Source organism: Paenibacillus sinopodophylli, from assembly GCF_005930355.1.
Lineage (GTDB): Bacteria > Bacillota > Bacilli > Paenibacillales > Paenibacillaceae > Pristimantibacillus > Pristimantibacillus sinopodophylli.
In genome coordinates this window covers 981,584-1,001,313 of the sequence record NZ_VDBO01000001.1, presented here as the reverse complement: position 1 = coordinate 1,001,313, position 19,730 = coordinate 981,584, and the positions used below count along the sequence as shown (strand labels likewise).

Sequence of the window (19,730 nt, the reverse complement as noted above, 5' to 3'; positions counted from 1 at the left end):
AATGAACATGCTGAGGCGAGGTCAAGCTTAATAGGCATGCCAGCACTATTATGGGAGTGGGCATAATGATGGTAAGGAAAGCGGCGATAATTGCGGCAAGTATGCTATTCGTGCTTGTGCTAGTAAGCACGAATAATGAGGTTGCTCGATTTCTTGCTTCGACCAAATATAAAGACAGTGTGACAACAGCAACCAATGAGCAGGATAAGCATAGCGAGCGCATACGGCTTCTTTCTATTATTAATAATGAAGCACCTAAGCTTGCAATCCAACCTGTTAATGCGCGTATTGACCGAGTCTGGAGAGCAATTCCTGGATACAATGGCTTGGTAGTCGATATTGAGAAAACCTTGGAGGCGGCCTTGCTTGTACCACCTACTGATGCAATTCCGTTTGTTTTCAAGGAAGTAGAGCCGAACATTAAGCTGAATGATCTTGGACCGCATCCCATTTATCGCGGCAACCCCAATAAGAAAATGATTTCGCTTATGATTAATGTAGCTTGGGGCAATGAATATTTGGATTCCATACTTAACACATTGAAGACGGAACAAGTGAAGGCGACTTTTTTTCTAGATGGAAGCTGGCTGAATAAAAACAAAGAGCTGGCAGTTCGTATTCAATCGGAGGGGCATGAAATGTCTAACCATGCGTATACCCATCCGGATATGCGTACACTCAACAGGCAGTCGCAGTATAACCAAATTGCGAAGACTGAAGCTCTGTTGAAAACCTCCCTTCAGGTGGATAACCAATGGTTTGCTCCGCCATCAGGCTCCTTCAATCAAACGACTGTGCAAATCGCTGAGGAAATGGGATTAAAGACGGTGTTATGGACCATTGATACGATTGATTGGCAGAAGCCGCCGGCGGACTATGTTGTGCGTAAGATCGCAGCAAAACTTGAGCCAGGAGCGCTCATATTAATGCATCCTACAGCGACGACTCGGGATGCGCTTGCAGGTATGATCCGCGTTGCGAAAGCGAAAGGATATGCGATTGGAACAGTAAGCGAGACACTTTCATCCAATCGGATTCCGGCCGCTGTTGAGGGAGCCGACTGATTCTGCTATAGTAAAAACATTCATGTATATGGATACATACTGACGACAGCCGTTTTGTAAGGCGAGAATGATGAGATTTGACTGCGAGGCCTATTTTGCCGCACAAAACATTAGGGGGACTACTGATGAACAAATACACACTTAGCAACGGTTTGCGTGTCGTTGTTGAATACATACCGACGGTTAGATCGGTTTCGTTTGGCATATGGGTGAAAACGGGCTCAAGAAACGAGACACTCCAGAACAACGGCATCTCTCATTTTATTGAACATATGCTGTTCAAAGGCACAGAGAAACGTACATCAAAAGATATCGCCGATTTATTCGACGGCATTGGCGGTAATGTTAATGCTTTTACGTCCAAGGAATATACTTGTTATTTTGCTAAAGTATTGGATGAGCATTTGCCACTAGCTGTTGATGCGCTATCGGATATGTTTTTCAATTCGCAGCTTGACCCAGAAGAGCTAGCTAAAGAGAAAAACGTTATTCTTGAGGAAATTTCGATGTATGAGGATACGCCTGATGATAAAGTGCATGACGAAGCTTCGCGCGCTGCATTCGGTGATCATCCTTTAGCATATTCGATTTTAGGGCTTGAGGAACGTCTGACTGCGATGACATCGGACACGCTGCGTGGTTATATGGATGACACCTATACGCTTGAGAATGTCGTGATCAGTGTCGCGGGCAATGTCGAAGAGCAAAGTCTGCTAGCTTTGCTCGAAAAGCATTTCAGCGGATTCAAGAATAGCAAGCCGGCGAGCGCCATTGTGACGAAGCCAGACTTTCACGGTGATTATCTGTTCTATAAGAAAAAAACAGAACAAAACCACTTGTGTGTTTCGTTCCCAGGATGCTCCATCACAGATTCGCATCTGTATGCGATGATTTTACTCAATAATGCATTAGGTGGTGGAATGAGCTCAAGACTATTCCAGGAAATAAGAGAAAAACGAGGCCTAGCTTACTCGGTATACTCTTATCACACCTCCTACGCGGATACAGGCTTGTTCACCCTATACGCGGGAACAGCTCCGAAACAAACCAAAGAGGTGCTTGATTTGACAATGGAGCAGCTAAACGAGCTTTCGGTCAAAGGCTTAGGCGAGGATGAACTGCACCGTGGCAAGGAGCAACTAAAGGGCAGCTTGATATTAAGCTTAGAGAGCACGAGCAGCCGAATGAATCGACTTGGCAAAAACGAGTTAATGCTAGGTCATCACTACACACTAGATGAATTGCTGAAGCGGATCGATTCGGTTGATATGTCCCATGTGGTCGAGGTTACGAAGCGGATGCTTTCCGTTCCTTTCTCCGTTGCAATGGTTGGCAGTAATGATAAAGCAGCAGCGCAACTCGGGAGGGATCAATTTGTATCACGTACAGTTTAAACGGCTATCAGGAAATGAAGATATCGCAATACCGCAAAAAATGTCTGAGTGGGCTGCAGGTTTTGACCTGCAGGCTGCTGTAGGAGAGTCTATTGTGCTGGCGCCTGGTGAGAGGAAACTTATTCCTACCGGGTTTGCAATGGCAATGCCGGGTGAACTGGAAGCCCAAATTAGACCGCGAAGCGGTTTAGCTTACAAGCATGGCATTACTTGCTTGAATGCTCCAGGTACGATCGATGCGGATTATCGCGGAGAAGTTAAGGTGCTTCTTGTTAACTTAGGGCAGGAGCCATTCACGATTACGCGTGGTGAGCGTATTGCCCAAATGGTGTTCCAACTGGTGCCAGCCGTTACGATTGTGGAAGCGGATGAGCTTCCGGATACGGTAAGGGGTGCAGGCGGATTCGGTCATACGGGTGTATGAAAGAACAACGTGCATAAGGAAAACGGCTTAACCAAGGATCGGGTCATTTGCCCGATCTTTTTTTATTTTTCACCCCGCTCTGGGCGCAAGCATAAGATGATCTTGAGCTATTAGCAAGAAAGGAGTGAAGCTTAATGCTAACAGGCGTCCGAGTGCTGTTGCTTGGCGGTGATGCAAGGCAGCTAGAAGTCATTCGCAAGTTGACAGAGCTTGATGCTTCCGTCACGGTCTCAGGTTTTGATGGCTTACATTCGTCGCTAGATGGTGCCGTTCACGCGGAATTCGAGGAGCAGCTGTTTGAATCCATAGATGCGCTTCTATTGCCGGCAGTAGGCACCGATGACCAAGGCGTCATACACGCTGTATTCAGCGATCGCCCGATGCAGCTAACGGAGAACCACTTCGCGTTGCTGCCTAAGCATTGCACGGTATATACGGGTATGGCAAAACCATATTTGCGTCAGCTATGCGAGCAGTACGGTCTATCATTAGTTGAACTGTTTGACCGTGACGATGTTGCGATTTACAATTCAATTCCGACCGCCGAAGGCGCATTGATGATGGCGATCCAGAACACGGATATTACGATTCATGGCTCCGCTTCGATGGTACTTGGCTTCGGAAGAACAGGCTTCACGATGGCCCGTACATTACAAGGTTTGGGCTCTAAAGTGAAGGTCGGCGTACGTCGTTCGGAGCAGTTCGCAAGAGCGGCGGAGATGGGCTTTGAGCCTTTCTACATCAGTGGTTTGTTGCAGCATGTAAGCAATATTGACTTGCTTTTTAATACAATTCCGACTATGATAGTCACAGCACAAATTATCGCAAATTTACCTTCGCGGGCCGTTATAATTGACCTCGCATCAAGGCCTGGCGGAACTGATTTCCGCTTCGCTGAGAAGCGTGGTATTAAAGCGATGCTTGCACCCGGACTTCCCGGTATCGTCGCACCCAAAACAGCTGGACGTATCATGGCGGATTGCTTATCACAGTTGATTTTGGACGATACGATTAAGCGGGGGAATGGGATATGAATTGGTCTGGAATTACGGTGGGCTATGCTTTGTCAGGCTCACATTGTACGTTCGCTGAGGTTATGCCAGAAATTAAACGGTTCGTCGATGCAGGTGCGAATGTAGTACCGATTGTTTCGAATACGATTATGACTACGGATACGCGATTTGGCAAATCTGATGATTGGCAGTCACAGCTTAAAGCGATTACTGGCAATGATCTTATATCAACCATTGTGCAGGCAGAGCCGTTAGGACCATCGAAACTGCTCGATGTTCTCGTGATTGCCCCATGTACGGGAAATACGACAAGCAGATTAGCAAATGCGATAACGGACAGTGCCGTTCTTATGGCTGCCAAGGCGCAAATGCGAAATGGACGTCCGCTCGTGCTTGCCATATCAACAAATGATGGACTTGGTTTAAATGCTGCTAACATAGCGAAGCTATTAGTAGCTAAACATATTTATTTCGTACCGTTTGGCCAAGATAACCCTGTGCAGAAGCCTAACTCGCTTGTTGCCAGAATGGATTTGGTCTTGGAAGCTTGCGAGGCAGCCCTTCAAGGAAAACAGCTTCAGCCACTGCTTGTCGAGCGGCACTAGACACTCATACCAGCTTTACGATTAAAGAAATGAAAATAATTCGAGAAGCGAAAAGATTCTAAATGATGAATCTATTCAGGTTACCGCAACTTGTGTGCGTATTCCTGTTGTATATAATCATTCGGAATCCGTATATGCTGAGCTGAAAAACGACTACGATATGGAAGAGGTTAAACAGCTGTTTGCGGATGCTTCGGGTGCAACGCTCGTTGATGATCCTGCAAAACAGCTTTACCCGCTTGCGACTGATGCGGCCGGAAAGCCGGATGTTTTTGTTGGACGTTTGCGACGCGATCTCAGATTTGAGCGCGGACTTAATATGTGGATCGTATCCGATAACCTGCTCAAAGGCGCAGCAAGGAATGCCGTACAAATCGCTGAACATATCTCAAAGGGTTAATATATTAAGGATCGGGTAATGGTTTTCTTCTTCCTGGGATCGATCATGGAGGATTGTATATGCGTATCCTGATTCAGAAGTTCGGGGGCACTTCGCTATCCAGCAATCATGCCAGAGAACATGTCATTAAACATATTAACAGAGAACGCAGCAATGGATTTGCGGTTGTCGTTGTGGTATCTGCGATGGGGCGTAAGGGCGACCCTTATGCAACGGATACTTTATTGCAGGTTATACGTGATAACGGCGACAGTCTGCCGGCTCGTGAGCGAGATATGCTGCTTGGCTGCGGAGAGATTATTTCCGCAGCTGCTTTATGCAGCTTACTCCATAAAAACGGCATTCCTTCCGTTGTTTTAACTGGCGGACAGGCGGGTATGCTCACCGACGAGCAATTCGGCCATGCGCGTATTAAGGAAATCCGACCGGATAAGATATTTACCCATCTGCGTGCAGGAATTGTCGTTATCGTAACTGGCTTTCAAGGAAGCACTGTTCATGGAGATACGACAACGCTAGGTCGAGGCGGAAGCGATACTTCGGCTACCGCGCTCGGTGCAGCACTGCGCGCCGAGATGGTAGATATCTATACCGATGTGAATGGTATCTTAACGGCAGACCCACGTATTGTTGAGGAGGCTAAGCCTCTTGCTATCGTGAGCTACGCAGAAATTTGCAATATGGCAAGGCAAGGCGCGAAGGTTATTCACCCACGTGCAGTAGAGATTGCACAGCAAGCACGAATACCGCTTCGCGTAAGATCGACGTTCTCCTCTGAAACGGGCACGCTAGTCACGGATTCTGCTGAGTTGAAAGCTGAGCTTATGGTGAAGGACAGACATGTTACAGGTATTGCTCATGTAGCTGGAATTACCCAAATCTCGGTAAAAGCGATCGAAGGCAGGAGCGACGTACAGCTTCAGGTCTTTCAGTCCATGGCCAAACATCATATTAGTGTCGATTTTATTAATGTAACGCCTAGCGGTGCAGTTTATACTGTTTTTGATCATGATGCTGCACGTGCAGTCACTGTGCTGGAGGATGCAGGTTTCTCGCCTTCAGCGATAAATGGCTGTGCCAAAGTGTCTGTTATTGGCGGTGGCATGAATGGAGAACCGGGCGTTATGGCGCGAATTGTGGAAGCGCTGACGGAGCAAGGAATATCCATAATGCAATCAGCTGATTCTAATACAACGATATGGGTGCTCGTTCGTGAAGCGGACATGGCTGAGTCACTTCGTTCTCTCCATGCGAAGTTCGAGCTTCATCGATAGAGAGCAACATTTTTGGGAGGAATATCAGATGGAATTTGGAAGATTGATTACCGCAATGGTAACGCCATTCGATGCGGATGGTCATATTGATTGGCAAACGACTGGTCAATTGATTGATTATTTAATAGAGGAGCAGCAGAGCGATAGTCTTGTCGTTTCCGGCACTACTGGCGAGTCGCCGACGCTGTCCGATGAAGAGAAGCTTGAACTGTTCCGATTTGCTGTTAAGCATGCGAACGGACGTTGCAAAATTATTGCAGGTACGGGCAGCAATAATACAGCCCATTCCATCCATTTGACAAAGGATGCGGAAGCAGCCGGGGTTGATGGTATATTGTTGGTGGCTCCTTACTACAACCGTCCTAGTCAGGAAGGTCTATTCCAGCATTTCAAAGCGATTGCAGAAGCAACGACTTTACCTATCATTCTGTATAACGTGGAAGGACGTACCGGTGTTAACCTCTCCGCCGAAACAACGCTTCGCCTAGCTCAAATCGACAATGTTATTGCTACGAAGGATTGTGCCAATACAGATCAATTGACACAGATTATTAGCGGTGCTCCAGATGGCTTTAGAGTATATAGCGGCGACGACAGTGCCACGCTGCCAGCGCTAGCAATTGGTGGGTACGGCATCATTAGCGTAGCCAGCCATATTGTAGGCGAAGAGATGAAACAGCTGATTCAAGCGCATTTGAGTGGCAACGCTCAAGAGGCTGCTCGTATAAATGGAACGCTGCTGCCTGTTTTCAAAGGTCTTTTCTATTGTCCGCATCCTGTGCCAAACCCAGTTGCAGTAAAATATGCACTTGGCTTGAAAGGCCTATCCGTTGGCGGAGTTCGATTGCCGCTTGTTACGGTTAACGAGGCGGAAGCCGCATTCTTACGCAATTTATTGGCATAATTCATTATAATCATTTATCGCAGCCGGTGCGTCCAGCATCGGTTTTATTTTTTTGGGAAGCCTATTGCATAATAGCAATATCGTGTTTCACTTGTATTCCAGCTTTTTCTTCATGTATAATGATTTCAAGTGACTGGGTGCGGCAAATTTTTGGAATTGAACTTAACGTCAGAGCGGCATCTGACGATACACGTGCATAGGTAGCGACAAGTTCGGCATCACAACACCTATGGATAAGTAATGTTTAGCTTTGCTTTTCCATATAAACACAATACTTACGAGGCCATTCTAGCTTCGCAAAAATAATTAGATGCTTACGAAGTGCAATTGCTTCGACAAAATTAACAGATGCTTACGAGGCGAATATCGCTTCGCAAAATTTTAAGGAGGAAAGATACACTTGTCTAAGAAGAACAACCAGGATAAACTGCTCATTTTTGCACTAGGCGGAGTAGGAGAAATCGGAAAAAACATGTACGTAATCCAGTACAACAATGACATCGTTGTCGTTGACTCGGGCTTGAAGTTTCCAGAAGAGGACATGCTCGGAATCGATATTGTTATACCAGATATTTCTTACCTTACAGAAAATCGCGACAAAGTTCGCGGAATTATTATTACGCATGGTCATGAGGATCACATCGGCGGATTGCCATATGTATTGAAAAGCCTAAATGTTCCATTATATGCTACAAAACTTACCATGGGCCTAATTGAAGGGAAATTGAAGGAAGCCAGCCTGCTTGGTGAAACAAAACGTATTCTCATCAATGCTGACAGTGAAATTCAACTTGGAACGATTCGTGCTTCATTCTTTAGAACAAACCACAGTATTCCAGATTCCGTAGGTGTAAGCTTGGATACTCCGGAAGGTACTGTTGTCCATACAGGTGACTTTAAGTTTGACCACACTCCGGTTAACGAGCAATTTGCTGATTTACAGCGTATTGCAGAGATCGGTAAACGCGGCGTATTGGCACTGTTGTCAGACAGTACGAACGCAGAGCGTCCTGGCTACACGCCATCGGAAGCACAGGTTGGCGACAACCTTGAAGATATTTTCCGCAAATCGTCACAGCGCGTTGTTGTTGCGACATTCGCATCAAACGTACACCGTATTCAACAAATCATTAATGCTGCTATCGCAACGAAACGCAAAATTGCAGTTGTTGGCCGCAGTATGGTTAACGTTGTTGGTATTGCATCAGACCTCGGTTACTTGAACATTCCTGAAGGCATGATTATCGAGCCGGAGGAAGTAAACAAATTAGCCGCTGACCGTGTTGTTATTTTATGTACAGGCAGTCAAGGCGAGCCAATGTCGGCACTGACTCGCATGGCACGCTCTACGCACCGCAAGGTAGATATTCTGCCAGGCGATACCGTTATCATTGCAGCTACGCCTATTCCTGGTAACGAACGTTATGTTGGTCGTACGGTTGATGAATTATTCCGCCTTGGCGCAAATGTCATCTACGGCAATGGTTCTGTATCGGGCGTTCACGTTTCCGGTCACGGCAGCCAAGAAGAATTGAAATTGATGCTTAACTTGATTAAGCCCAAATATTTCATTCCGATTCACGGTGAATACCGGATGCTTCGACAACATGCGAAGCTTGGTGAGGCTATTGGTATCGAGCGTGAGAATATTTTCGTTATTGATAACGGAGATACTGTCGAATTCCAGAACGGAAATGGTCGTAAAGGCTCGAAAGTACAAGCAGGTAACGTACTGATTGACGGTCTAGGCGTAGGCGATGTAGGTAATATCGTATTGCGTGACCGTAAGCTTTTATCGCAGGATGGCATACTTGTTGTTGTCGTTACGCTCAGCAAGCAAGACGGTGCAATCTTGTCAGGTCCGGATATCATTTCTCGTGGTTTCGTGTATGTTCGTGAATCAGAAGGACTTCTAGACGAAGCAAACCGCATTGTTACATCAACATTGACTCGTCTAATGAATGATAAAGTTAATGAATGGGCTTCACTCAAAACGAATGTGAAGGACGCGCTTGGACGTTTCTTGTATGAGCAAACTCGCCGTCGTCCAATGATTCTGCCTATTATTATGGAAGTATAATACAATACATGTTTGATGAAGAGAATCGCTTGTCCATTCCGCAATTGCCGCGGCGGACACAAGTGATTCTTTTTTTGTAAAATATAGGAAAGGATCGGACTTTGCGATCCTATCTCTATATTTCTCAGAACGAAACGCGCCCCGCCGCCAAAGAACGGCGACAGCCGTTTCACCTTGGTATATAAATTCGCCAATAGACCCCATACTATGACAGCAATATCACAAGAGGGGGTTTGTACATGTATTGGCAATCAAAGATGGATATTATCGCAGAGCAGCCTGAACCTATTCCAGATGACAAAAAAAGAACGAATGCTGTATTGGAAACCATCCAGCAGCTAGGTCAAACGGCGACGCCGGCAATGACGGAATCCAACATCTTTTGCATGACCATTATTGGGCAAGTGGAGGGACATCTTGTATTGCCTCCGCAGAATAAGACAACGAAGTATGAGCATCTTATTCCGCAACTGGTTGCGGCAGAACAGAATCATAAAATTGAGGGCATATTTATCGTACTCAATACAGTGGGTGGCGATGTGGAAGCGGGACTTGCCATAGCCGAAATGATCTCATCCTTAACGAAGCCGACAGTAACGCTTGTTCTTGGAGGCGGGCATTCCATTGGCGTTCCGATTGCAGTAGCAGGAGACATGTCGTTTATTGCCGCAACGGCAACGATGACGATCCATCCGATTCGATTGAACGGATTAGTGATCGGAGTGCCGCAAACCTTTGAATATTTGGATAAAATGCAGGAGCGTGTCGTACGTTTTGTCACTTCCCACTCCAACGTGACAGAGTCCGTATTCAAGGAGCTTATGTTTAAAACAGGCGAGCTTACCCGCGATATCGGTACAACAGTCATCGGCTCGGATGCAGTAAAGCATGGGCTTATTGATGCGGTAGGCGGATTAGGCGAAGCGCTTAAAGAGCTGAACAGACGAATAGAAGCTTCGAAGTCAAGCAGGGAGGTGCCGCTGCAATGACAATTTATACGAATATGCCGCTTGAGGTTGTATTAGAGGGCTTCCATGATGATAGGGAGAGCATGCAGGAGGTTTGGTCAAGCGGTGTTAAGATGCAGGTCATACCGATTGCACCGGGAATGGGGAAAATTGTTCGGTTGTTGGAGTGCGGCTTGGACGACTACTTGAATCCGAAATTTACGCCAGGTACGATCGTGCAGTATCATTAAATCCAAACGGATGTTCGTACGAATGTCTCATAGGCACATTTGTCCACCTATGGTATAATCTTTTACCAGAGGTGACGGATTTGGCAAAGAAAAAGAGAAGAAAAAAAACCATTGGCTCTAACTTAAAATACGAAGTATATGGCATTTTGTTAATTACCATTTCAATCATTGCACTATCAGGGGAAGCGGCAGTCGGGCGCTCGTTATCCAAGCTATTTGGACTTGTGCTCGGCAAGTTTTATTTCGTACTCGCATTAATTGGCATTGTAGTCGGACTGACTGTCATGATTAAGCGGGCTTGGCCAAGGGGCTGGACGAACAAACGTACAGGACTATTCATATTAGTGCTCGCCTTTACACTTATGAGTTCTATCTCGGAAATCGAGCAGAAATTAAGTCCTAGTGTCGATCTTACAGGCACTTCGATTTTCCGGCAGCTAAGCAGTGATTTGCAATTATCGTTAATCAGCGTGCCTGCGGAGAACGATCTGCCCATTCGTGATAAGGAAATAAGCGGAGGATATGTAGGCGCTATTCAATATTCATTGTTTTTCTCGTTATTTGGCTATTATGGCGCGAAGCTTATTATGTTCGTCATGTTTGCTATCTCGGTAATGCTTATGACAGGTAAGTCGTATGTTGAGCTAGGCAGAATCGTGACTACACGAGGGACACGCATGTTTAAGCTGCTGGCGGCCAAATGGGCAAAGAGAGCCGCTGTGCGGGCAACTGCTTCTGCAGGTGCGAGTACAGGAGCTGGAGATTTCGATGACGATGATACGATTGATGATGATCACGAAGGTTACATAGCAGCACCACCTAAGAAAAGAAGATCTTTGTTTTTCTCCTGGAGACAGAATCATACGGACGAGCAATCAGAAGGACAAGCAGAGAGTCATGATGAGTGGGTATTTGAACCGAATGGCGGCACGGATCCTCTAACAGGCAATAAGCCTGCATGGCATAATGAAATCGATCAGCCATGGGAGAAGTCTGGGACAGACTCGCTTACGGAGAACATCCAGGACGGGCTTGTGAACAATCAGAATGAGTCTTGGGTCAATACAGAGGAAGGGTATGGGACTACTCCTGAAATACCTTTAACGGAGTCTCAGGCTTCTTGGCCAGACGCTGAGCAACTGCCCGTACAAGACGACTCGGAGCTGCATTCGGATCATTCGAATGATGTGGGGGAAGATCATGTTGACGATCTCGCTTCTCTGGAATTACAACCAAATGATGTTCTGACAAATTCTGAAGCTCTCGTGGTGGAGGAAAACGTTGTACCTTCCGTACCCAAGCGCCCAATATCGGAAATGGAAGAGCCAGCAGTTAAGCCTTATTTGCTCCCACCGTTTTCTTTGCTTAATAAACCAAACCTGATGAGCAAGAACGCAGACGCAACTGATATGTATGACTCTCGCAGAAAACTAGAGGCGACTTTGGAGAGCTTTGGCGTACGCGCGAAGGTTCTTGATGTAGTAAGAGGCCCTGCTGTCACCAGATATGAGGTCCAGCCAGCTACAGGTGTAAAAGTAAGCCGTATTGTTGGGTTAACGGATGATATTGCCTTAGCTCTCGCGGCGAAGGATATTCGAATGGAAGCGCCGATCCCAGGCAAATCTGCGATTGGTATAGAAGTACCGAATATGGAAGTATCAGTCGTAACGATGCGCGAGGTTATGGAGACGGCTACGTTCCAGAATGCCGCATCCAAGCTGTCCATCGCATTCGGTCGCGATATATCTGGTCAGACGATCGTCGGAAATTTGGCTAAAATGCCACATTTGCTAGTAGCAGGTGCTACTGGATCGGGTAAATCCGTCTGCATCAACGGCATTATTACGAGCATTCTGTATAAGGCTGCTCCGGACGAAGTGAAATTTCTGATGATCGATCCCAAAATGGTTGAGCTGAACGTCTACAACGGCATTCCACATTTGCTGGCTCCTGTTGTGACTAATCCGAAGAGAGCGTCGCTCGCACTCAAAAAAATCGTTGTAGAGATGGAGAGCCGCTATGAGCTCTTCTCGAAATCTGCAACGCGGAATATTGAAGGCTATAATACTTTAATGGCCGATAATCCGGCAGCCGTACTGCCTTATATCGTCGTTATTGTGGACGAGCTTGCCGACTTGATGATGGTTGCCGCCAATGACGTTGAGGATTCGATTGCTCGGCTTGCACAAATGGCACGTGCTGCAGGCATTCATCTCATTATTGCAACGCAGCGGCCGTCTGTTGATGTTATTACGGGTGTCATTAAGGCAAATATTCCGTCAAGAATTGCGTTCGGGGTGTCCTCTCAAGTGGATTCCCGTACGATTCTAGATATGGTTGGTGCCGAGAAACTTCTCGGCCGTGGAGATATGCTGTTTTTACCGGTGGGCATGTCCAAGCCGATAAGGGTGCAGGGTGCATTCTTATCCGATCAGGAAGTTGAGACGCTGGTCAACTACGCACGGGGCCAAGCAGAAGCAGAATATAAAGAAGATCTTGTACCGGAGGTTGAGGAGGATTCGACAGAAGGCAATGAGATGCTGGATGAGCTTTACGATCAAGCGGTACAAATTATTATTGAAGCGAAGCAAGCCTCCGTTTCCCTATTACAGCGCCGAATGCGGATCGGATATACGAGGGCGGCAAGATTAATCGATCAGATGGAAGCCCGGTCAATCGTCGGACCTTACGAAGGCAGTAAGCCGCGGGAAGTATTGATTACGATGGATCAGTTCCAAGCTGGAAAAGTTAGCTCTTAGTCACTGTTATTTGGCGAAGACGGAATAATGTGCATAGAAGCGGATTGAATTTCTCATACTAAAGTTAGGTAACGCTACCTGAAGCGAACTAACTTGCAAGAGAAAGGCAGATCCCACCATGAGAAATCGTTTAATTCTGGCAACCTCGATAATCCTGCTGTTGTTGTTTGGCTCTTTCACGCTTCTGCACGGAGATCGAGAGAAGGCAACGGAGACGTTTAGCAACGCTACCTTAACCGTAGGTACCTCTGGAGCGGACGTTAACGAGCTTCAAGGTCGCTTGAAGCACCTCGGATATTTCAAAGGCGAGATAGACGGGAAATTCGGTGCTAGCACGAAAAATGCAGTGACTTGGTTTCAATGGAAGTTTGGTCTTAAATCTGACGGTGTTGTCGGTGCCAAAACGAAACTGAAGCTTTGGGAAGCTACAAAAAGCTGGAAGCCTACCGCAGCAGCACCGCCGGCTGCAAACTCCGGAGGAAGCGGCAAGGAAACGGCAAGCTCTGTGGACAAAGATTCGACAATTGCCAAATCCAACCGATTAGGCTTGACGGAGAATGACCTGCAAATGATGGCAAATGCCGTTTATGGTGAATCACGCGGTGAGCCGTATGAAGGCCAGGTGGCTGTCGCTGCCGTAATCATTAACCGCCTGAAATCACAAAGCTTTCCGAATACGATATACGGCGTAATATTCCAGCCTGGTGCATTCACTGCGGTTGCTGACGGACAAATATGGCTTACCCCGAATGCGAAAGCAAGGGAGGCCGTTGAAGATGCAATCAATGGCTGGGACCCGACAGGCGGCTGTATTTATTACTTTAACCCGGATACGGCAACGTCGAAGTGGATATGGACGAGGACACAAATCAAGACAATCGGGAAACATATTTTTTGTATGTAACTATAGGACGTGTGCGAGAGGAAGCAGCCGTTACTGCCATGTGCAGCAGTGGTTGCTTCTTCCATTTCCTATAGGTTAGAATGGGTATAGTGATTGGTTTAATGGAATAGATTTACTCTATAACGCGCGAGTGAAAGGAGCAAACCGAGTGTCCACATTTGAAAGAGGGCAGTTGCAGCGCATTCGTCTGCATGTACTGCCTACGAAACGATTCAAAACGTTTGCGATTTCCTTATTTGCTGGACTTACACTTGACGAAGCAACGGTAACGCCGGTTGCTCTCATTCCGTTTGTACTGAGACGAGGCACAGCTAATTTGCCTGAAACCATTAGCTTTCGTGAGAAGCTTGACGATTTATATGGAGCGGGTTTCGGATTTGATGTATATAAAAGAGGCGATGCCCAAATCGTCCAATTCCGCATGGATGTTATTAATGACGATTTTGTCTCTTCGAGCACACCTCTGCTAGCCGAATCGCTGCAATTTCTAGGGGATGTCGTGACAGATCCTTTGCTTGATAAGAACGCTTTTAACTCCAAATATGTAGATGCTGAGAAAACAACGTTAAAAAAACGCTTAGAAGCTATTGTGAATGATAAAATTCGCTACGCTGCCGAGCGCTGCCTTGAAGAAATGTGTGCGGATGAGCCATACCGACTGCATCCACTCGGCAAGCTTGCTGAGATTGATTCCATTACACCATCGACACTATACGAGCAGTATGAGCAATGGCTGGATCAAGCTGCGCTTGATCTGTATGTTGTCGGCGATACAACGCTTGCAGAAGTAACGGAGCTTGTAACGCAGGCATTCAAGCTCAAGGAAGGAACGCCGTCCACGTATGCAACACCAAACGTTCAGCATTCTGTAACAAAGGTGAAGCACGTAACGGAGCGTATGGAGGTTAGCCAAGGTAAGCTGAATTTAGGTCTTCGTACAGGTGTTGGCTATGTAGATGACGAATACCCTGCGGCTTTATTGTATAACGGCATATTGGGAGGTTACCCGCACTCGAAGCTGTTTCTTAATGTGAGGGAGAAGGAAAGCCTGGCTTATTACGCAGCATCGCGTCTAGACGGTCATAAAGGGCTTTGCACAATACAATCAGGTATCGAGTTTGATAACTACGATCGAGCTGTAGCGATCATCAAAGAGCAGTTACAGAGCATGCGCGAAGGTAATCTGTCGGAACTGGAGCTAAACCAGACGAAAGCGATGATATCCAATCACCTTCGTGAGCTGCAGGATTCAGCCTATGAGATGATTGCTTATGATTTCAATGGCGTACTTACAGGCAAGCATAGAAGTGCGGAGCAGCTGCTAGCGCAGGTACAGGCTGTAACACCAGCTGATATTGTGAAGGTGGCTGAGCGGGTTCAGCTAGATACGATTTACTTTTTGCGTGACCGGAAGGAGGCATAATGATGCAAACCCTTAACTATCCTAACGTCCAGGAAACGCTATATCGCGAGGTGCTTGAGAACGGACTTGAGGTCATCGTTATGCCCAAAGAGGGCTTCAATAAAACGTATGCGACATTCTCAACGAAATATGGTTCTGTCGATAATCATTTCGCAGTTGGCGATCAATCGCCAGTGAAAGTGCCGGATGGCATTGCACACTTTTTGGAGCACAAAATGTTCGAAGAGCCGACTGGCGACATTTTCGCGGTTTTTGCATCCCAAGGAGCTTCCGCTAACGCGTTCACAAGTTTTGATCGGACGGTATATTTGTTCTCAGCGACAGAGCAAATCCATGCCAATTTGGAGACGTTGATCAACTTTGTACAGAATCCTTATTTCACCGACACGAATGTAGAAAAGGAAAAAGGAATTATTGAACAAGAAATCAATATGTACCGCGACAATCCCGATTGGAGAGTGTATTTCGGGTTGATCGATGCCTTGTACCACAAGCATCCTGTTCATATCGACATTGCCGGCACGGTAGACTCGATAAGGCAGATTGATAAGGAAATGCTGTATCAATGCTATGAAACCTTCTACCATCCATCCAACATGCTTCTGTTTGTGGTTGGCGGCGTGAAGGCGGAGGAAGTGTTTCAGTTAGTGCGGGACAATCAAAGAGCGAAAAAATTCGAGAAGCAGGGAGCGATTTCTCGCTACTTCGATGATGAGCCGCAATCGGTCAAAATTACCCGCAAAGTAACGGAACTTCCAGTGTCATTGCCCAAATGCATGCTCGGTTTCAAAGAAAAGCAAACAGGTTTGAACGGAGAGGAGCTTCTTCGCCTTGAGGTTACGACCAAGCTGATGCTGGAGGCGCTGATCGGTCCTAGTTCGAAGCTGTATCAACAGCTGTATGAGAGTGATCTTATTTCAGATTCATTCGGACATGAATTCAATTCAAGTACAGGTTATGCATTCTCTGTAATCGGTGGAGACACGCGCAGCCCGGATGAACTTGTTGAGCAGTTCCGTACAGCAGTAGAAGCAGCATTAGAGAACGGCATTGAGCCAACGGCTTTTGAGAGAGCCAAACGAAAGAAAATCGGCGGATATTTGCGGATGCTCAATTCCCCAGAAGCAATCGCCGGTGAATTTACGAGATACCGGTTCCGTGACAGCGATATGTTCGACGTACTGGCATTTTATGAGAAAACTACGCTTGCGGATGTGAATGATCGTCTTCGTGCACATTTCGACTTCGATCAATTGGCCGTATCTATTGTGGAACAGCCTGCCCAATGAAGACGCTCCAGCAAATGACAGTATTGATAACTGGGGGAAGCCGCGGGATTGGAGCTGCCATTGCGAAGCGATTCGCGGCAGAAGGAGTCAATATTGTCATTCATTATTTGCAGTCTCATGAGACCGCTAATGAAACAGCAAGAACCTGTATGGCGTTAGGAGCCAATGTCCTCACTATCTCAGCTGATTTGCGTTCGAAGGAGCAGCTTGAGCGGATGCGTGATAAACTGGCGAGTCATCAGATGCTTCCAGATATATTGGTCAACAATGGCGGTATATCGCATTACGGCATGCTGATGGATGTATCAGAGGAAGAGTGGGATAACGTCATGTCCGTTAATCTCAAGGGCATGTTTCTTTGCTCTCAGCTGTTTATGCCGCATATGGTTGCACAGCGATATGGGCGCATCGTTAATGTCTCCTCGATATGGGGGATGTCAGGTGCGTCCTGCGAGGTGCTTTATTCGACAACGAAAGGCGGCATGAACGCATTCACCAAAGCACTGGCTAAGGAACTTGCTCCTACAGGTGTTACGGTTAATGCTGTGGCTCCAGGTGCTGTAGAAACAGAGATGATGGATGGATTCGATGCAGAGGAGAAAGCTGCGATTCAGCAGGAAATTCCTGTCGGACGCTTTGGTTCCACAGAGGAAATTGCTTCGCTTGTTTATTTTCTTGCTTTGCCTGAATCCTCCTACATCACAGGTCAAGTCATCAGCCCGAATGGCGGCTGGCATACATAAGTCTTTCGCGTTTCAAATTGGGACGAGCAGGATGCATAACCTTAGTTGCTTTTACACATGATAAGACTGTTGATGATTCTTTTCTATACCTTTAGGAGGCGAAGAAAAATGTCAACTGTCCTTTCTAATTTTGCTACATGGAAGCATTTTTTGGCAGACCGTGTGTCACAAGCGAAAAAGATTGGAATGACTGAAGAAACGATTTCAAGCCTAGCTTACGAAATCGGTACCTTTCTCGATGAGAAGGTAGACCCGAAAAACGAGGAAGAGCGCGTATTGAAGCAGCTATGGGATGCGGGCGATGAGGCGGAACGCAAAACGCTGGCTTGTCTTATGGTCAAGCTCGTCCAAAAATCGTAGTTGTTTTTCTACCACGTCGTCATTCTCCTCACGTAGAAGCAGAAGCAGGAAAGCCTCCCACTGGAGGCTTTTCTGCAATGTTTCTTTTTGGGTTGCAGGATTGTGACGAAAATTGTAGAATTATGTTTCATGACGTACATATCCATCATTTACATACTTCTATAAGAAACAGGTTTAGGACGGTGAAAGAATTGGAGTCAAAACAATGGTATATGGAATACAAAATACATAAAAATAGGCCTGGTTTGCTTGGTGATATCGCTTCTCTTCTCGGTATGCTTGAAGTCAATATTATGACGATTAATGGCGTTGAGGATCGCACAAGGGGTATGTTGCTGCAAACGGATGATGATGAGAAGATTGAATTGCTGGGGAAAATGCTTCAAAAGGTTGATAATATTACTGTTAATAAACTGAGAACGCCTACAATCGTTGATATATTGGCGGTACGCCATGGCCGTTATATCGAGCGCGATTCAGATGATCGCAAGACGTTTCGTTTTACGCGGGATGAGCTCGGTATTTTGGTGGATTTCTTGGGTGAAGTGTTTAAACGCGACGGCAATCAGGTTATAGGATTAAGAGGAATGCCACGCGTAGGCAAGACGGAATCCATCATTGCCGGAAGTGTGTGTTCGAATAAGCGCTGGACCTTCGTTTCATCGACCTTACTTCGCCAAACGGTGAGAAGTCAGCTGTCTGAGGATGAAATGCAGCCGAACAATATTTTTATTATTGACGGGATTGTAAGCACCATTCGTTCCAATGAGAAGCATTACGGATTGCTGCAAGAAATTATGGCGATGCCTTCAACTAAAGTGATTGAGCATCCGGATATTTTCATTAAGGAATCTAATTTCGATTACAGCCATTTTGATATTATTGTTGAATTGCGCAATACGCCGGATGAAGAAATATCATATGAGTCTTTTACAGCTAACTATACAGACGATTTCTAATCGAAAGGAGGCCGTCTCATGTCTGATTTGGGAGAATTACTTCGCAAGGCGAGAGACCAACATGGATTAACACTTGATGATATTCAAGAAACGACAAAAATCAGAAAACGGTATTTGGAAGCGATTGAAAGTGGTGACCATACGGTTTTACCGGGCCCATTCTACGTGCGGGCATTTGTGAAAAATTACTCAGAGGCTGTTGGACTTGATCCCGACGAAGTGCTTCGTTTGTATCAGCATGAGGTGCCAGCAGCTGTAGAGCAAATCGCTGAGCCTCTTGTCGTGAGATCACCACGCAAGGTGAAGTCGCAATCCTCAGAGAGACTAGGCAAAATTGGTTTTAGTGTCGTGATGTGGTCTTTCCTTATTCTTATCGTTGTTGTCATTTGGGTCTATGTGATTAATAAAGATACGGATGGACCTAAGCAAGTGGACAACAGTACGAATATAACCGAGGCATCGGAGCCACCAGTCAAGAATGAAGGCGGCAGCGCTGTAACGCCTACTAAGGAGCCAGTCACTCCAACTCCTACTGAGGCACCGACTACGGTTGTCTTTGGAAGCAAGGTCGGCAAGTCCGATCAATATAATATTGGTCCTGCTGGGAAGGTACATAAGGTTGAAGTGAAAGTGACCGGTGGAAGAAGCTGGTTGGAAGTTCGAGTTGGAAGCAATCAGGGCGAGAAGTTATTCTCGGCCAATGCCGAGGATGGGACGACAGAAACATTTGATCTAAACGGCACGCTTTACATTAATGTAGGCAGAGCCGATCTGATTGAAATAAAGGTAGATGGTGTTTTGGTGCCGGACGGCGATCGTGCTACATCCAAAAAACTTTTGCTTCAGCCTATTACAAATGATGCATCAACGTCGGGAGCTACGGTTACACCTAGCAATGATGCGAATCAAACCGAATAATGATGTGCGTATGAAGAGC

At 46.3% G+C, this 19,730-nt stretch carries 18 protein-coding genes and 1 pseudogene; all 19 read left to right on the top strand.

The annotated features are described in order from the left end of the window. The first annotated feature begins 65 nt into the window (after window positions 1–65). Window positions 66–1,064 carry a polysaccharide deacetylase family protein gene (locus tag FGT79_RS04395; RefSeq protein ID WP_138751542.1) on the top strand — a complete coding sequence of 333 codons (999 nt, stop codon included), beginning with the start codon at window positions 66–68 and terminating at the stop codon, window positions 1,062–1,064. A 125-nt stretch (window positions 1,065–1,189) separates the two neighbouring features. Further along, on the top strand, window positions 1,190–2,458 hold the full coding sequence (locus FGT79_RS04390; protein ID WP_138751541.1) for a M16 family metallopeptidase: 1,269 nt from the start codon (window positions 1,190–1,192) through the stop codon (window positions 2,456–2,458). Then, window positions 2,439–2,882 carry a dUTP diphosphatase gene (dut, locus tag FGT79_RS04385; RefSeq protein WP_138751540.1) on the top strand — a complete coding sequence of 148 codons (444 nt, stop codon included), beginning with the start codon at window positions 2,439–2,441 and terminating at the stop codon, window positions 2,880–2,882. Before FGT79_RS04390 ends, dut begins: the two co-directional genes overlap by 20 nt. Before the next feature lie 134 nt (window positions 2,883–3,016). After that, on the top strand, window positions 3,017–3,916 hold the full coding sequence (dpsA, locus tag FGT79_RS04380; RefSeq protein ID WP_138751539.1) for a dipicolinate synthase subunit DpsA: 900 nt from the start codon (window positions 3,017–3,019) through the stop codon (window positions 3,914–3,916). Then, a complete protein-coding gene (locus FGT79_RS04375; protein WP_138751538.1) occupies window positions 3,913–4,500 on the top strand; it encodes a dipicolinate synthase subunit B in 588 nt (195 codons plus the stop codon). The genes dpsA and FGT79_RS04375 overlap by 4 nt, the downstream gene beginning before the upstream one ends. A gap of 14 nt (window positions 4,501–4,514) precedes the next feature. Next, window positions 4,515–4,900: pseudogene (locus tag FGT79_RS04370) on the top strand (Asd/ArgC dimerization domain-containing protein); the annotation flags it as partial. Between the two features lie 59 nt (window positions 4,901–4,959). Beyond that, the gene (dapG, locus tag FGT79_RS04365; RefSeq protein WP_138751537.1) at window positions 4,960–6,174 is read left to right on the top strand and encodes an aspartate kinase; all 1,215 of its coding nucleotides are present in this window, start codon (window positions 4,960–4,962) and stop codon (window positions 6,172–6,174) included. A gap of 28 nt (window positions 6,175–6,202) precedes the next feature. Further along, window positions 6,203–7,078, top strand: coding sequence for a 4-hydroxy-tetrahydrodipicolinate synthase (gene dapA / locus FGT79_RS04360; protein WP_138751536.1), 876 nt, complete (start codon window positions 6,203–6,205; stop codon window positions 7,076–7,078). A 400-nt stretch (window positions 7,079–7,478) separates the two neighbouring features. Then, window positions 7,479–9,158 carry a ribonuclease J gene (locus FGT79_RS04355; protein WP_138751535.1) on the top strand — a complete coding sequence of 560 codons (1,680 nt, stop codon included), beginning with the start codon at window positions 7,479–7,481 and terminating at the stop codon, window positions 9,156–9,158. Window positions 9,159–9,397: 239 nt separating this feature from the next. Next, window positions 9,398–10,147 carry a ClpP family protease gene (locus tag FGT79_RS04350; RefSeq protein WP_281285898.1) on the top strand — a complete coding sequence of 250 codons (750 nt, stop codon included), beginning with the start codon at window positions 9,398–9,400 and terminating at the stop codon, window positions 10,145–10,147. Continuing rightward, a complete protein-coding gene (locus tag FGT79_RS04345) occupies window positions 10,144–10,356 on the top strand; it encodes a YlzJ-like family protein (protein WP_138751534.1) in 213 nt (70 codons plus the stop codon). The genes FGT79_RS04350 and FGT79_RS04345 overlap by 4 nt, the downstream gene beginning before the upstream one ends. Window positions 10,357–10,436: 80 nt before the next feature. Then, complete coding sequence (locus FGT79_RS04340; protein WP_138751533.1) at window positions 10,437–13,115, top strand: FtsK/SpoIIIE family DNA translocase; 2,679 nt, start codon at window positions 10,437–10,439, stop codon at window positions 13,113–13,115. Between the two features lie 118 nt (window positions 13,116–13,233). After that, window positions 13,234–14,019 carry a spore cortex-lytic enzyme gene (gene sleB / locus FGT79_RS04335; RefSeq protein WP_138751532.1) on the top strand — a complete coding sequence of 262 codons (786 nt, stop codon included), beginning with the start codon at window positions 13,234–13,236 and terminating at the stop codon, window positions 14,017–14,019. Between the two features lie 148 nt (window positions 14,020–14,167). After that, a complete protein-coding gene (gene yfmF / locus FGT79_RS04330; RefSeq protein WP_138751531.1) occupies window positions 14,168–15,442 on the top strand; it encodes an EF-P 5-aminopentanol modification-associated protein YfmF in 1,275 nt (424 codons plus the stop codon). A 2-nt stretch (window positions 15,443–15,444) separates the two neighbouring features. Beyond that, window positions 15,445–16,731 carry an EF-P 5-aminopentanol modification-associated protein YfmH gene (gene yfmH, locus FGT79_RS04325; protein ID WP_138752924.1) on the top strand — a complete coding sequence of 429 codons (1,287 nt, stop codon included), beginning with the start codon at window positions 15,445–15,447 and terminating at the stop codon, window positions 16,729–16,731. Then, window positions 16,728–17,474 carry an elongation factor P 5-aminopentanone reductase gene (gene ymfI, locus FGT79_RS04320; protein WP_138751530.1) on the top strand — a complete coding sequence of 249 codons (747 nt, stop codon included), beginning with the start codon at window positions 16,728–16,730 and terminating at the stop codon, window positions 17,472–17,474. The genes yfmH and ymfI overlap by 4 nt, the downstream gene beginning before the upstream one ends. A 108-nt stretch (window positions 17,475–17,582) precedes the next feature. After that, complete coding sequence (locus FGT79_RS04315; RefSeq protein ID WP_138751529.1) at window positions 17,583–17,834, top strand: DUF3243 domain-containing protein; 252 nt, start codon at window positions 17,583–17,585, stop codon at window positions 17,832–17,834. Between the two features lie 191 nt (window positions 17,835–18,025). Continuing rightward, window positions 18,026–18,793: a DUF3388 domain-containing protein gene (locus FGT79_RS04310; RefSeq protein WP_138751528.1), complete on the top strand. Its 768-nt coding sequence runs from the start codon at window positions 18,026–18,028 to the stop codon at window positions 18,791–18,793. An 18-nt stretch (window positions 18,794–18,811) separates the two neighbouring features. Beyond that, the gene (locus tag FGT79_RS04305; RefSeq protein WP_138751527.1) at window positions 18,812–19,711 is read left to right on the top strand and encodes a helix-turn-helix domain-containing protein; all 900 of its coding nucleotides are present in this window, start codon (window positions 18,812–18,814) and stop codon (window positions 19,709–19,711) included. The last annotated feature ends 19 nt before the right edge of the window (window positions 19,712–19,730 follow it).